We start from the raw sequence: 16,066 nt of genomic DNA on the forward strand, positions 1-16,066 counted from the left end.
ATTGAATAAATTAACATAAAAAGTGTTAGTTATTTATGTTTGAATAATCAGCCAAAGAAATCCACGAAAACTGTGCTGAATAGCTGAATGTTCTAAGTCCTGATACCCTCACATCATCCCTGTTATCATAGTTGTCTTCTGCAATCATATTTGGTTTCCACCCTACAAGATGATCCATTGGCAAAAATCCATCCTTATAATAGTTGTCATATGCAAAGTTAAGAGTCTTTGAGAAAGCGTCTATATAGTAAGATGTATCATATATAGAGTTGGTATATATTTCTACCCATGCACGAAGCAGGCAGGCATCAAATTCCGCTTTACCTGTTTTGTTTTGAGGAAAAGAGTAATAGTCATCTTTAATTTGCGAATCAGTGAAAAATTTAAAAGATGCATCAGCTAATGCAACTAAATCTTCGTAGTATTTTTTCTTTTTCTCTGGATCATCAGAAACTCTATATAAATCTGCAACTCCGGATAGTGTAGAGCCTGAGTTGTAAGAGTATGCTGTTCTGTCAAGATTGCCATTTGAGATAGTTGTTCTTAAACCTTTATTTGGTCCTGAATCAGGAACTGTAGTTTTGCAACCAATCATATCACCATAAACATTGTCTTCACGTAAAAAAGTGTTGTTAACGAAGTCATATATCTTCTCAGCATACATCATATAATAGTCACTCTTTAGCATTGATTCAGAAGTAACCCTGTTAGTATTATAATCACCTCTAACAAGAAAGTCAATTTTATCCGGCGATTCACTGTATATTTCAGATAACCAGACCAATGGAGAAATAAGCGGACTGTTAGAACATGTATGTTTGCTGGTATAACCAGGTCCCCAGGTAATTCCTCCCCATTCTTCACCGTTTGGTTTCTTACTTTGATCCCAACCATCCAGACAGTAGGCTGTAAGATATTCAGAATAATCAAGATACCATTTTCTACGCTCTTTATTTGTAGCTAATGCATCCCCGGAAAGACTCACTGCTTCTTTTTCGAGTATAGAATATATTTCAAGGAAACATCTGATGAGCCACATCTGATCATCATACACATTCAGACGTCCACTTACATTATGGTTTTGTGGATCAATCTTTTCCTGTCTGTGAACACCAATAATATTTTCCCATCTGACCTCAGACTGAGTTGAAGAAGTAACTATTGCGTACCCTTTATAATAATCAAGGTTAATTGTAGAAGCATCCCAAACAAGCTGTTCGTAATGATCAAAAAGTTTCTGGTATTCCGGATCAGCACCAGGAATATCTTTAACCTTTTGCAGACTCTTCATTGCGGTCATCAACATCTCTATAATATTTGTGTATTCGTAGCAGTTGTAGCTATTGCCCACCGTTTCACCTGTATAAATGTTGTATTTTGGACGAGGGTTTATTGTCCTGTTGTTTTTCCATTCTTCATAACTTGTGTACTTCCAAATTGTATTATTGGTGATATCCAAAGCTCTATGCAAATTTTCAAAATCTTTAGAAAAGCTGTGCAACGATAAAATCAAACCTATTAATAAAAGTACCAGATATTTTTTCATAATTATATTTTTAATATTGACCATCTAATTTCAACAAAATCACCATCCTGCTTTAGATTGTAAAGCAGCGCCTGTTCTCGGGATGATAACTTTTTCCTTAAATATAGGTAAGATTGGATCAATAAGATCTATAAAAACTCCTTTAAGTACTAATGTTTTATAAATATGAACAAACGTTTATAGAATTAATTAAACAATGCATTGAAATTTTTATATCCTTATACCAATTCATAGATATATAACAGACTGTAAAATTAAGTATATTATTTATTAAACCTAATACAAATAAAGCTTTAGTTAATTATTTTCAGCAGATGATACTTACTAAAGTATATATGTTTATTTGAAAAATACCAAGTCTTAGGCATCCTCAATAAATTATGATGTTGATAAGAAGAAAGTATGAGGAGGATATGAAGTGGATATAGACTTGATACGGCCAAAGTTCATATTAAGTACGACTGATGTTACGGACAAAAAGTGTAAAAATGTTTACATTTGCACTTTTTTATATATAATAATAGAGAATATCCAAAAAAGCGTAAAAAAACACTTTCGTCAGTAGTTTCGAAATGTTTCGATATGTGTTTTTTTATCTGTCGTAAGGCGTAAGATAGACTTCAATTTTTTTATTTCTTAAATCTGCTACTAAATGAGAGGGTGTATCTTCATCGGTAACTACAGCTTTCAAGTCTGTAACTTTAGAAATAAATGCGAAACTTCTTTTGTTGAATTTAGAGGAGTCGAATACGGCAATTGTTTCTTTTGCCATTGTTATCATAGTTTGATTGATATTGGCTTCTTCTATATTAGGTGTAGAAATACCCTCTTCAATATTGAAGCTGTCAACACCCAGAAATAGTTTATCACAATAAATAACTTTCAAAACAGACTCTGCAAGAGGCCCCACAGTGGATAAAGAGGATCCGCGGAGATATCCACCAAGCAATATCACATCAAAACGATTATATTTCGAAACCTCTAATGCTATATCTATAGCGTTTGTTACTATTGTCAACTTTTGAAACCTGTGTAGATTCTTGGCTATCTCCATGGTTGTAGTGCCGGAGTCTATTATTATTGTCTCGTTTTCGTTTATAAGAGTGGCAGCCATTTTGCCAATTGCTTTCTTTTGTTTGTGATGGAAAAGCCTTTTGGATTCAATGTGTACGTCATTTCCATCTATATTGGCAGTTGGTATTTTTATTGCACCACCACGTACTCTGAAAAGTAAATTGCGTTTTTTAAGCACTTCCAGATCCTTTCGGATTGTTACCTCAGATAGCGAGTATCTTTTACAAAGTTCTTCAACCGTAACGCGATTGTGCTGGTTAATTAATTGAATTATATCTGCTCTTCTTTCGTTTGTTGAGAAATTTTCCATAATATGACTTTTTACACTTACAAATGTAGTGTTTTAATTGAATAAACGAAATGTAGCGAAAGGGTATTTTATTCAAAAGTTTATTTCGAAATGTTTCGAAACGGAAAAGCTTCTTCCATGAATAAGTTAAAAGCATGAAAATGAACATAATAGTATTTAAGTGATGTAAAACATGTTATAAAACATATATTATTAAAGTTTCGGATGTTTCGATTGTGTTATGTTTGTAACAAAGTTAAACATTTAGAATAAAAAAATTAAGTAAATATGGGATTTGTAAATAGTAACACATACCGTGAAATATTTCATCAGCCGGAGATGTGGAGACAAACATACAGTATTATATCGGAAAGAAAAGAAGAAATATCAAACTTTTTATCTAACTACTATAATAATGATGTGACTGTAGTTTTTACGGGAGCAGGGACTTCATCTTACGTAGGGAATATTTTACAGTATTTGATGGCAGGTTATGGTATTACTAACTATAAATCTGTTGCTACTACCGATTTGACTACTCACGCTGATACTATTTTTCTTAAAAATAAAAAATATATTCTTGTCTCTTTGGCTAGATCGGGTAACAGTCCGGAAAGTATAGCTGCTGTTGATATTGCTGACTCTATTTGCGGTGACAATATATCTCACATATTCATTACATGTAATGCTGAGGGCGCTTTGGCAAAAAGAGAGCCTAAAAGCAACGTGCTTTCGTTAATTCTTCCGGATGCAACTAATGATAAGGGTTTGGCTATGACCAGCAGTTTCTCTTCTATGCTTCTTATGGCAATGTTGGTATTTGATCTAAATAATGTTGAAGAAAACAGAGCCGGAGTTGATAAATTAAGTAAGAAGGCCGAATATATGTTAAATAGGTATTCTGAGGATATACAAAAGATTGCTGCAATAGATTTTGAAAGAGCTGTTTTTCTTGGCTCAGGTGAAAAGAAAGGAATAGCTGAGGAGTGTCATCTTAAACTTCAGGAACTTACCGATGGGAAAGTAATATGTCTTTTTGATTCGTTCCTGGGTTTCAGACATGGACCAAAAGCAGCTTTAAATGAAAAGACTTTGATTATATACCTTTTTGCAGATGATGAAAAGACACTTAAATATGAAATAGATCTGGTTGTACAAATTAATCAACAAATTAAACCTGCAGGTCAGATTTACGTAGCAGAAAGAAAAATAGAGCAAACAGAAGTGAAATATGACCTGGAGATGGTGCCTGAAACATACGAGAATACAAAATTTGATGTAATTTTATATGTACTTGTTGGTCAGTTGCTGGGCCTTTTCAAAAATGTTGAATTGAAACTGGATCCTGATAGCCCATCGGCAAGTGGAAAAATTGCACGTGTTGTTGAAGGTGTAACCATTTATTAAACAAAAAAAAGCTTGACAGTTATGAAAAATTATGATGTAGTAGCTATCGGAGAACTTAACGTAGATTTAATACTGAACGGAATTCAGGGAGAACCTACTGTAGGGAAAGAGATTTTTGCAGAGGATATGCTTCTGACGCTAGGAAGTTCAACTGCTATTTTCGCAGCCAATGTTGCATGCCTTGGATCTAAGACAGGTTTCGTTGGCATGATAGGAAAAGATGTGTTCGGTACTCTTATTGAAGCTAGTTTGACAGAGAAGGGAGTAGATACCTCTATGCTGATAAAATCATCCAAGTATGCATCGGGTGCAACTATCTGCCTGAATTACAATGAAGATAGGGCAAATGTGACATATCAGGGTGCAATGGATCACATGTCATATGATGATATTGATAATTCAGTTTTTACTAACACAAAACATATTCATCTCTCATCTGTGTTTTTGCAGTCAGGTATAAAGAAAGATCTGCTTAAGATTCTTAAATCAGCTCGTGAAAATAGTGTAACTACATCCTTTGACCCACAATGGGATCCAAAAGAGAAATGGGATATGGATTATAAAGAGGTATTACCATACCTGAATGTATTTCTGCCCAATGAAACTGAACTGAAGTTTATTACCGGATCTGAAACATTAGAGGAGGGAATAGAAAAAATCAGACCATATATAAACGTATGTGTAGTGAAATGTGGAAGGAATGGTTCTATATTACTCCAAAAAGGTAAAGCAGATATAAAACTAGATGCTTTTCTTAATAACGATGTAGTTGATGCAATTGGGGCCGGTGACAGTTTTAATGCTGGTTTTATTCATGCATTTGTCAAAGGAGCATCAGTTGAAGAGGCTCAGGTTAATGGAAACCTTACAGGGGCAGTTAACACTACTGCTGCTGGAGGTACAGGAGCTTTCACTTCGGCAGAAGCTGTGAAAAAGATAGCTGCTGACAGATTCAAAAAGAGTCTGATATTATAATAAGCAGCACTGGCAAGAGTGATGTGATTTTTAATAAATATATAAATCAATAAAAACTATCAATTTATGAAATTCGTAAGAAACATATTTCTAGCCGGTCTCTCTGCCTTGCTTGTATGTTCCTGCTCAAATGCCCCTACAATGGTAGAAAACGGGAATATGGTTTTCGAAATCAGTGAGGATATGCAGACACGGTTAACCTGGAACGAATCAACCAATCAACTGGTGGATTTTGGCTATACTGAAGCACTGATCACAGGGAATGATGAAGAGATTAAAGAGTTTACGCTGATCAAATCATCGAAAAGAAAAATCAACGATGAAAAAGGTCAGGGTGAAAACTATCTGTATCAGGGAAAAAATACCGAAGGAAAACTTACAAAGATTCTGTCGGTTACAAAATATGAAGATTTCCCTAATATGCTTATAACAAAGGTGTCATTTGTGAATGATGGAGATACGCCTGTAGTTGTAAAAGAGATCAAAAACAACAGATATGAGGTTATAGGAGGAGGTGATACACCCACATACTGGTCGTTTCAGGGCGAATCTACATCTCGCCGAAGGGATTGGATATTACCTGTTGTAGAAAATTTCTATCAGCGTAACTTTATGGGAATGAATAATTCCGACTATGGAGGTGGAATACCGGTTACTGCTCTTTGGAGATCTGATCTGGGTATTGCAATTGGTCATGTATCCCTGCACCCTGAACTTGTATCGCTGCCGGTTGATAATAGAAATGAAACAGGCAATGCAATTATTTCAATGACAAAAACATATGAAGAGGATGAGTATGTAACACTAATGCCCGGTGAAACTATCTCTTCAATTGAGGGTTTTGTACAAATGTACGAAGGAGACTGTTTTCTGCCATTGAGAAGATTTTCTGAATATATGCAGAAATCAGGGATTGTAATGCCTGAATCGGAACCTGATGCGTTTGAATCTATGTGGTGTTCATGGGGATATGAGCGCACTGCTACTTTTGAAGAGGTTCTTGGCACTTTGCCTAAAGTGAAGGAGCTTGGAATTAAATGGGCAACTGTTGATGATGGTTTTCAGATTGCCGAGGGCGACTGGGATCTTGATCCTAAAAGATTCCCGGGTGGAGATCAGGAGATGATTGATCTTGTTAAAGAAATGAAAAAGGATGGCTTGAAAGTGCAGCTTTGGTGGGCACCTCTTGCTGCTGATCCCGGAACCAAAATTCTTGAAGAGCACCCTGAAATAGTGATGCTATCAAAAGATGGTAAACCATACAATATTTCCTGGTGGAACAGTTATTATATGTCTCCTGTTGCTGAGGCTACAATTAATGAAACAAGGAAACTTGTTAACAGGTTTATAAAGGAATATGATTTTGATGGACTTAAACTAGATGGCCAGCATCTAAATGCTGTTAATCCCGATTATAGCCAGGCAAATCACCCGCATGACCCTGAATTGGCTGTAAGAGAGTTACCTAACTTCTTTAAGTTGATTTATGAGGATGCGTTGGCAATAAAACCCAATGCAGTAATTCAAAACTGCCCTTGTGGTACTTGTATGTCATTCTATAATATGCCTTATGCAAATCAGGTTGTGTCTTCAGACCCAACAAGCAGCTGGCAGATTAGAAGCAAAGGTTTGGTTTACAGAGCAATCATTCCAAAGACTGCCTATTTCGGAGATCATGTTGAGCTGAGTGATAATGGTGATGATTTTGCATCATCTTTCGGTATTGGTGCTGTACTTGGAACAAAGTTTACCTATCCAAAGAACAACCCAAATGTTAAAGAAGACTACCTGTTGACACCAGAAAAAGAGGTGATATGGAAGAAATGGTTCTCATTATATGATGAGAAAATGTTATCAACCGGAACTTATATGGGTGGACTTTATGATATAGGCTACTTTAAACCTGAAGCTCATGTTGTTAAAAAAGATGATAAAATGTATTATGCATTTTATGCAGATGAGTGGGATGGAGAAATTGAGTTGAGAGGTCTTGAAAAAGATAGAGAATATACCGTAGTAGAATATGCTAATGATGAACAAAGAACTTATACTGTGAATGGTTCTAATCCAATTATTAAACCTGCATTTAAGAAAGACTACCTTATAGAAGTATATTAAAAATAGAAACATAAATTACGCTATATAGCACTGATTAAGTGAGTGTTATACTGCTTTTTACCCAGGAGCTTCAAAAATGAAAAGTTACCCGGGCAGGTGATACCTATCTCTAACAGAAGAAAACTATTTATAAAATTATAAATGATAGTACGTATGAATAATAAACAATTAAATGAAGAATTACTATGAACGACTGTTTTAGAAAAGCTTTGCAAAAGCATTTATTCTATGTGATGCCTGTAATACTAATGTTACTGATCACATCTGTATTTTCAAATGTTGTTGCAGCAGATAACCTTGTAAATGAGGTTATGCAGCAACGTATGGTAAACGGTAATGTTACTGATTCACAAGGAGAACCTTTGATTGGTGTTACCGTGGCAATTAAAGGCATGTCAACAGGAACTGTTACTGATTTCGATGGAAATTATACTCTTGCTAACGTTCCTGAGAATGCTACATTGGTTTTCTCTTATGTAGGTTTTACAACATTGGAGGAAGTTGTTGGTGGCAGAACTACTATTAATATTGTTTTGATGGAAGAGGCAACCTTAATGGATGAACTTGTTGTGGTTGGTTATAATACCATTAGAAGAAGCCAGCTGACAAGTTCAGTAGTTACCTTAGAGAGTAGTGAAATCACAGATAATGTTACACATGACCTTGGATCTATGCTGCAAGGTAAAGTAGCCGGTCTAATGATTACCAACTCTACGGGACAACCGGGTTCGTCTGCTCAAATGCGAATTCGCGGGGTAGGTACGATTACAGCAGGACAGAGTCCGCTAATTGTTGTTGACGGTATTCCGGGTGGAACCTATGATCCTAACGATGTTGAAACAGTAAGTGTTTTGAAGGACGTTGGCTCTACTGCTATATATGGTGCTGATGGTGCAAATGGGGTTATAGTTATAACAACAAAGCAGGGACGAAAGAATCAGAAAGCTGAAGTTACTGTAAGGGCTAATGTTGCTACTACAGAAGCACTTTTCGGTAGATTTAGCCCAATGGATGGAGCTGAGTTGTATGATCTTTGGGCTTCATGGGGAATTCCTAACTTTGAGGCAAACTATCCGGAATCTTTGAGAGAAAGAAACTTTGACTGGTTAAACAGTACATTCAAGAAAGGTAATGCACAGGAATATCATGCATCAGTAAGAGGTGGTACTACCAATACTTCTTATATGGTGAGTCTGAATCACTTTAACCAGAAAGGTACTATGCCTGGAACTCACTACAGAAGAAATAACATTAGAATGAACTTCGACCTGCAGCTTGCTCCTACTGTTGACATGAGTGTAAGAATGAATATGCGTGAAAACAAAAGCGAGAACCTGTGGTCTTACACTTTTAGTGAAATGGCTTATCGCGGTATTCCATGGGATAATCCATTCGATGAAAATGGCAATCCTGTGAATATTGCAGCAACTCCTCCGGCAGAACAGACTTGGTACTACGCAAACCGCCAGAACCCATGGCATGGTTATCAGTATAACTATAACAGAAGCGGTGGTACAGGTATGAATCTTGACCTTGTTCTCAACTGGCAAATCCTTCCTTGGTTAACTGCAAGTAATACTCTTCGTCTTGGCAGATCACAAAGCTGGGAGAAGGAGTTTTATGACTCTCGTGATGCAAGTCAGACCCACAACGGTATACAGGATGGTAGCTATGTAGAAGATTCAGCAACTTTCCCACTTGGTGGATATGGAAATACCACACTTCTGAGAGTTAATCACAGTTTTGGTGCTCACCATATTGGAGGTGTTGCTGGTTATGAATTTGGTCAATCACCCGGTAGTTACAGTTTTGGTGCTTATTCACAGAATCAGCCGGTTGGTATTGAGCTTGTATCAGCAGGTGCTGCAAATACCATGCGTGCCACAGGTGGGTATTCCACACCAAGTGCAGGTTGGTCAGCATTTGCACAGATGAACTATTCATACAAAGACAAATATCTGGCTTCTGTTTCTTACAGAGCAGACGCGAGCAGCAAATTTGCTCCTGGAAAACGTGTTGGTTATTTCCCGGCAGCAAGTGCAGGCTGGTTAGCTTCAAATGAAGATTTCCTTAAAGGTAATAATATACTTACATACCTGAAGTTACGTGGTAGTTATGGTTTAACAGGTAACTCCAACATTGGTAACTTTACCTATCTTGATGCATACACATTCTCAAATGTAACTTATCTTGGTATACCGGGTGCACAACCATCACGACTTGCCAATCCTAATTTGGGGTGGGAGTCCGCAATCATGGCTACTGCAGGTATTGACATGAAGTTTTTCAAATGGTTAGATTTAACTGTTGATGTTTATAAAAACCTTAACAAGGATCTTCTATTTGCTGCACCTGTTGCTCCAAGTACTGGTTTCTACAGCTATACACGTAATGTTGGTGAAGTAAGCAATAAAGGTATTGAAATTGAATTAAGCACAGTAAATATAAATAAGAAAGACTGGAGATGGACAACATCTTTCAATATTGGATTCAACAAAAATACTGTTGAGAAACTTCCAAGTGATGAGCCCGGACAGCCTGGCAAACCAATTATGGTTGGGTCGGCAGATGCTGCTCGTCAGAGAATGGAAGAAGGTAAAGAACTTTATGGCTGGTACATGCAAGAGTGGCGTGGTGTTGATCCAGAAACAGGTGATCCGCTATGGACTGCTGAAGATGGTGGAGTTACCAATGATTATGCAAAAGCTAAAGTTGATTGGTTAGGATCATCTCCAAATCCAAAGTTCTCAGGTGGTCTTCAGAATACTGTATCCTATAAAGGATTCTCTCTTGGAGCAAATATATTCTTCATATATGGTAACACCATCTATAACGGCACTCGAAGCTCAATGGATAATGATGGACGTCAGGCTCAATACAATCAGATTTCTCTTGATAATGGTTTAGGTTGGAGCAGATGGGAAAAACCTGGTGATATTGCTACTCACCCAAGACCAGTTTATGGAGGAAATAAGAATTCGGCAGGTGCTTCTTCACGCTTTCTTGAAGATGGAAGCTTTTTACGTTTGCGTAATGTGAATTTCGGATATAATTTCTCAGGTAATGTATTGAATGAAATAGGTGTACAGAGTGCACGTTTATTCTTCTCAGGTGACAACCTGTTGACATTTAGTAAATTCTCAGGAACAGACCCTGAAACCAATTTGTCATCAAGTGGTATTAATAGTGTAGCCGGAAGTGTAAACTGGATTTATCCTGTTAACCGTACTTTTTCACTTGGTGTTGAATTAAAGTTTTAATACATAAAAAATAACGATTTATATTATGAACAAAATATTAATAATATTAGTAGCAGTAATATCAGTTTTTTCGCTGAATTCCTGTGTTGATATGGATTTGGTCCCTCAGGATTCGATGACCTCAGCTCAGCTTGCATCTGATCCTGCAGGTATTGAATTAACAACCATTGGTGCATATAGATGGTTCAGACAAAACCGTCCTGGTTTAACAGGTGGTTCTACAAGTAGAAGTGTTTATGCCAGAAATTGGTTTCAGATGAATGAATTCAGAGGTGATAATGTTTTTATTGCCGGTGTTACATCTGACCCTTTCATGAAATCTTATGAATATACAGATTCTCAAACCGAAGAGACTACACGTTACTTTTGGTATGCATCTTACTCTATACTGAATATTTTAAATACCAATATCGGTGTGGCAACCGAAGGAACCTCAGCATACAACGACCACATACTTGGAGAGAACTACTTCCTTCGTGCCCTGGTATATCTGAATCTTTGTGATATTTATGCACGCCCTTATACTCACGGAGCAAATAATCCGGCTGTAGTACTTCGTACTGAAAATACATCACCTGATGAAGAGATCACCAGAGCTACTATTGGTGAAGTGTATGCACAAATTGAGAGCGACCTTAAGAAAGCTATCCAGCTTATGGATGGTTACCGCAGATCTACAAATGCCAGTTTTGCCTGGAAAGGTTCAGCACAGGGTTTACTGTCAAGACTTTATCTGAACATGGAGAGAAATCAGGAGGTTGTTGATATTGTAAATGAAATGTTGGCCGGAAGATCAGCTCAGGATGTTTTGGATCCTGATCTTGCAACATACTTTACAAGAACACAAACTTCAGAAGAATCTCTATGGGTAATTGGATATCTCTCTAATGAGAGTCCCGGTACAAGTTCTGTAGCATCAATGTATCTTACAGACCCTGAAAGTGGTACAGGATGGGGTGAGATTTACCCATCGGATCCATTCTATGAGTTAATGACACGGTATGCAGAAGATGATATTCGCTGGAATCATTTCCATCTGTACCAACCTCTGCCTTCATCAGTACTTTATAAGGGAGAAGCTCCAAAATGGATGGCTAACTGGCCTGTACCTAACCCTGCCAGCTGGTATTATGGTTTACAATACCGCTACCTGGATGAGGATGAGAATGGTAAATTTATCATATTTAGTGATAAAATGGATGAACCCATTGATGATGACTTCTTCTCAAACACTAATACGAAAATCTATATTCAGGAGGAGATAGTAAATACCTATCCCAAATATTACTTCATGCACAATAATCAAAAGATTTATGTGACTGTAAATCCTGCTACAAATAATCGTATGAGTTACAGGAAGATATTTAATACTAAACTGTCATATCAGGATGGCAATCCTATGTTATGCTCTTACCCTATGATTCGTTGGGCAGAAGTTATACTTAATCGTGCTGAAGCCTATGCGAAATTAAATAATCCTGATGCTGCTTTAGCTGATGTTAATGCAATACGCATGCGTGCAGGACTTTCAGGCGATCAGCTTATGACACAGTCAAACATGACCGCTCGTGGATATAATTCAGTTCTGGATGTAGTGCTTGATGAGCGTCGTCTTGAACTAGCTTATGAAGGATTCCGCTGGAAAGATCTATTTAGAAATAAAAAACCTATGGACCGTCGTTATGGTGGAACTCACCCATGGGAAGTTATTCAACCTGACGATCCACGTATTCCACACCAGATATCAGGAGATGAAATGCTTATTAACCCAGGCGTTTTACCAAATGAGAGATAGTATTAATTCTAACTGTCTATGAAAAAAGAGGGAATTAAAACCTCCCTCTTTTCTTTACTGACACCAAGGAATTTAATGCTTTAAGATAAATAGACAATTATTTAATAACAATTCGATTATGAGAAATCTTATACTTCTTGTTTGCTTAAGCATTTTTCCACTTTTTGGTTATTCTCAGTATGTAACAAAATACCCTGATATTCCAAGAATTGATGTTCATTCACATATTGGAAACGATTACCAGAGCATTGAGAGTTTTCTGAAATTTAGAGAAAAGTTGCTTTCAGAAAGTGAAATTGATCTGGCAATGATGATCAATTTGGATGATGAACAGGCTATAGACTCAATATTTAATGCAAGCAATGGCAGAATAGTTACTGCAATTAATGACTTTGAACCACAAAGAGGTTTAACACATTCTCCTGAAGATATATATGTCAGTTTGAAAAAAGGTTATGTTGGATATAAAATATGGCATGGACCTGCTGAAAGAAGACTAAAAGAGGGAGAGGAAGGTATCAGGTATATTGATGATATTGCTCATGAACCTGTATTTGCAGCAATGGAGAAAGCCGGTCTGCCGGGAGCTTCATTTCATATTGCCGATCCTAATGGACCATTTGGTAACAGAGGGAAATGGGCAGCTGATCCGGTTGAATTTTGGAGGCAGGTTGTAGGTCTGGAGCATGTCTTGCAAAGACATCCTGATCTAGTGGTTATTGCTGCACATTGTGCGTGGCTGATATGTCAGGATGCTCAAATTGACTATCTGAGATATATGTTATCAACATATCCAAACTTCTATGTGGATCTGGCAGCAACATTTCAATATTTCCATATGGTAGATCATTCCAACTTAAGAGATTTTCTGATAGAATACTCGGATCGTATATTATATGGTACTGATGTGAGTACTATTCGTGATGCGCAATTATCTAACAATATTGCGAGGTATAATCGTACTTTCAGAATCCTCGAAACAGATGAAATGGTAGAAGGCGGGTTCTTTGGAATGAATCCTGTAAAAGGACTCAACCTGCCGAGAGAAGTATTAGAAAAAATATATTATAAAAACGCATTAAAACTTTATCCCGGATTGAAAGAAAAAATGACTTTACTGGGATTCACGTAAAACACAATAATTTCTTTAATTTAAAACTAAGCAATAATGAATTTAAAAAGATTAAACTTTCTGATTTTTGTCTCTTTATTGGGACTAGTTTTCACTTCTTGTGGTGAGGAAGATAGTACAACTCCGTCAATTGCACCTAAAGCATCTTTTGACTTTACCGCAGATGAATTGACAGTTACCTTTAACAACACTTCGGAAAATGCAGTTTCCTATATCTGGCTATTTGGAGATGGGAACAAGTCAACTGATCAACACCCAACTCATACATACACAGAAGAGGGTACATACGAAGTTGAACTATTTGCAACGAACAGTTCTGATGAAACCAAATCAACAAAAAAATCTGTAACTGTTAAATTAAACGTTGAAGAAGAAGATGAAGATGCCATGCCTGAAGTAAATATCACATTGGATGGTAAATTTGATGATTGGGCAGAGATTGATGAAGAGCATCTTGCAATTGCAGTTCTTGATGAGAAAAACAGTGAGCTACATCGATTGAAAGAGGTTCGTTTTATTGCTGATGCAAACTATATCTATATGTATATGAAGATGGATATTCTGCATGCTAACGCTATGGATATTTATCTTAATACAGATGGTGATCCTGAAACAGGCTACAATAGCTGGATGTGGGATACCGGTGCAGCAAACTATCTGATGCAAGGATTTATTTACGAAGATTACGATATGAGACTTGCTGCTTATGACGAAACAAAAGGTGGAGGCTGGGGATGGCTTACTCCAAACGTAGTGGAAAAAGGAATGGGACTGATGACTATTTCTGAAATGGTACAAGTGGAAGATAACATTTATGAGTTTGAAGCTCAGATATTGAAAAGTTTGATTCCTAATTTAGGTGATAGCGTAAGTATTATGATTGGACATTCGGGAGCTGAAGGAGAAGATAACGCATGGACTACTTCAGGAGGATTGCCAACTGTAACCGCTTCAGGAGATAAGAACAAAGGTTTAACCGTTAGATTAAAATAAACAATTAACAGATTGGCCACCTTTTAAAAAACAATGAAAAGGTGGCCAATTCAAAAATCACTTAAATATTTTAATTATGAAGATTAAATATCTGCTCTTGTTTTTTGCTTCCGCATTTTTACTCAGTTGCAGTGAAACGATAGATACTGAAGACAACAATAAAGATGATGAATATAAAATTGAGAAAGTAGAATTTACAGAATCATTAGAGAATTTTGTTAACCCGGAACGAGGATTCTATAGATTTTTTGAAACAAGTACAAATAATAGTAGTGTTCTTACTCAATCATATCTCGATGGTATAAGAAAAGAAGGCATATCTTTGGTATATACTGCATACACTATGCCCGCCTTTAGAGATAAGCCTATTTCTCAGGAGTATATTGATAGAATTAAAACCAATATGAAAGCTCTTAGAGAAAATGGATGTAAGTCAATTGTAAGATTCAGATATACTAATAATCAGGATGATCTTCCATGGGATGCACCTGAAGATATCCTATTTGGTCATATTGAGCAACTGCGACCGATTTTTCAGGAGTATGCAGATGTTATAGCAGTACTGGAAGCCGGATTTATAGGTGTTTGGGGAGAATGGTATTATACTGATAATTACAACTTCCGCCCAAATGAAAATGAATATGGCCCCCGTCGCAAGGTACTTGATGCACTGCTTGAAGCACTGCCAAAAGAGAGAATGGTTCTGGTTAGATACCCTGCAGCCAAACTTCATAGTTTTGGTATTACTTATACTGACACAGTTTCACTGAAAACGGCACATAATCAGTCGGACTTATCAAGAGTTGGTTTTCATAACGACTGTTTTTTAGCTGATCAGGATGACAGAGGTACTTTTGGTGGTAACAGAAACTTCAGAAAATATTGGGAATGGGAATCCAAATATTTGCCTATGGGAGGTGAAACTTGTCAACCATCATCATACTCAGAATGCAGTAGTGCTTTAGAGAATATGGCTAAATACCATTGGTCGTTCCTTAATTTGAACTATCATCCGGGTGTTATTGGAGACTGGCAAACAAATAATTGTATGGAAGAAATACAAAGACGTCTTGGTTACAGGTTTGTGTTAACAGAAGGTACTTTTTCCAATAACCTTACTGTTGGTGATAAATTCGAAATGGATCTAGACCTAATGAATATTGGTTTTGCAGCACCTTACAACCCAAGAAATGCAGAGCTTATCTTAGTTTCAAAATCAAATTCATCAGAGAAATATAAATTTGATTTAGGCGTTGATCCACGCTTTTGGTTTGGTGGAGAAACATTTAATATATCGGCAAAAGTTACAATCACAGAGGAAATGAAGGGCAAAGTATTTGATGTTTGTCTGAACTTCCCTGATCCACAGGAAACATTATCTGAAGATCCAAAATTTAGTATCAGGCTGGCTAATGAAGATGTTTGGGATTTTGCTACAGGTTATAATAAAATTTATACTATTACAGTAAAGTAAAAT

General features: G+C 36.7%; 10 protein-coding genes. 8 read left to right on the forward strand and 2 right to left on the reverse strand.

The window, feature by feature from the left end; genetic code table 11:
• Positions 1 to 25: 25 nt before the first annotated feature.
• Together BN1354_RS02255 and BN1354_RS02260 are read right to left on the reverse strand one after the other, a co-directional pair.
• A complete protein-coding gene (locus BN1354_RS02255) occupies positions 26 to 1,546 on the reverse strand; it encodes a glycoside hydrolase family 76 protein (protein WP_197271960.1) in 1,521 nt (506 codons plus the stop codon).
• A gap of 592 nt (positions 1,547 to 2,138) precedes the next feature.
• On the reverse strand, positions 2,139 to 2,930 hold the full coding sequence (locus BN1354_RS02260) for a DeoR/GlpR family DNA-binding transcription regulator (protein WP_045089884.1): 792 nt from the start codon (positions 2,928 to 2,930) through the stop codon (positions 2,139 to 2,141).
• Between the two features lie 267 nt (positions 2,931 to 3,197).
• On the opposite strand from BN1354_RS02260, the gene BN1354_RS02265 reads away from it, so the two are divergent.
• From BN1354_RS02265 to BN1354_RS02300, 8 genes are all read left to right on the forward strand, one after another.
• Positions 3,198 to 4,316: an SIS domain-containing protein gene (locus tag BN1354_RS02265; RefSeq protein WP_053826116.1), complete on the forward strand. Its 1,119-nt coding sequence runs from the start codon at positions 3,198 to 3,200 to the stop codon at positions 4,314 to 4,316.
• A 21-nt stretch (positions 4,317 to 4,337) separates the two neighbouring features.
• Entirely contained in the window at positions 4,338 to 5,291 is a 954-nt protein-coding gene (locus BN1354_RS02270; RefSeq protein WP_053826117.1) for a carbohydrate kinase family protein, read from the forward strand.
• A gap of 66 nt (positions 5,292 to 5,357) precedes the next feature.
• Positions 5,358 to 7,409 carry a glycoside hydrolase family 36 protein gene (locus BN1354_RS02275; protein WP_053826118.1) on the forward strand — a complete coding sequence of 684 codons (2,052 nt, stop codon included), beginning with the start codon at positions 5,358 to 5,360 and terminating at the stop codon, positions 7,407 to 7,409.
• A 185-nt stretch (positions 7,410 to 7,594) separates the two neighbouring features.
• Positions 7,595 to 10,669 (forward strand): SusC/RagA family TonB-linked outer membrane protein, encoded by a 3,075-nt coding sequence (locus BN1354_RS02280; RefSeq protein ID WP_082331520.1) that lies wholly within the window; start codon positions 7,595 to 7,597, stop codon positions 10,667 to 10,669.
• 25 nt (positions 10,670 to 10,694) lie between these two features.
• Entirely contained in the window at positions 10,695 to 12,464 is a 1,770-nt protein-coding gene (locus tag BN1354_RS02285; RefSeq protein WP_053826120.1) for a RagB/SusD family nutrient uptake outer membrane protein, read from the forward strand.
• Positions 12,465 to 12,582: 118 nt separating this feature from the next.
• On the forward strand, positions 12,583 to 13,596 hold the full coding sequence (locus BN1354_RS02290; protein WP_053826121.1) for an amidohydrolase family protein: 1,014 nt from the start codon (positions 12,583 to 12,585) through the stop codon (positions 13,594 to 13,596).
• Positions 13,597 to 13,632: 36 nt separating this feature from the next.
• A complete protein-coding gene (locus BN1354_RS02295) occupies positions 13,633 to 14,589 on the forward strand; it encodes a PKD domain-containing protein (protein WP_053826122.1) in 957 nt (318 codons plus the stop codon).
• Positions 14,590 to 14,665: 76 nt separating this feature from the next.
• The gene (locus BN1354_RS02300; RefSeq protein ID WP_053826123.1) at positions 14,666 to 16,063 is read left to right on the forward strand and encodes a DUF4832 domain-containing protein; all 1,398 of its coding nucleotides are present in this window, start codon (positions 14,666 to 14,668) and stop codon (positions 16,061 to 16,063) included.
• Positions 16,064 to 16,066: the final 3 nt, after the last annotated feature.

It is taken from the genome of Lascolabacillus massiliensis (assembly GCF_001282625.1).
In the GTDB taxonomy this organism is placed as follows: domain Bacteria; phylum Bacteroidota; class Bacteroidia; order Bacteroidales; family Dysgonomonadaceae; genus Proteiniphilum; species Proteiniphilum massiliensis.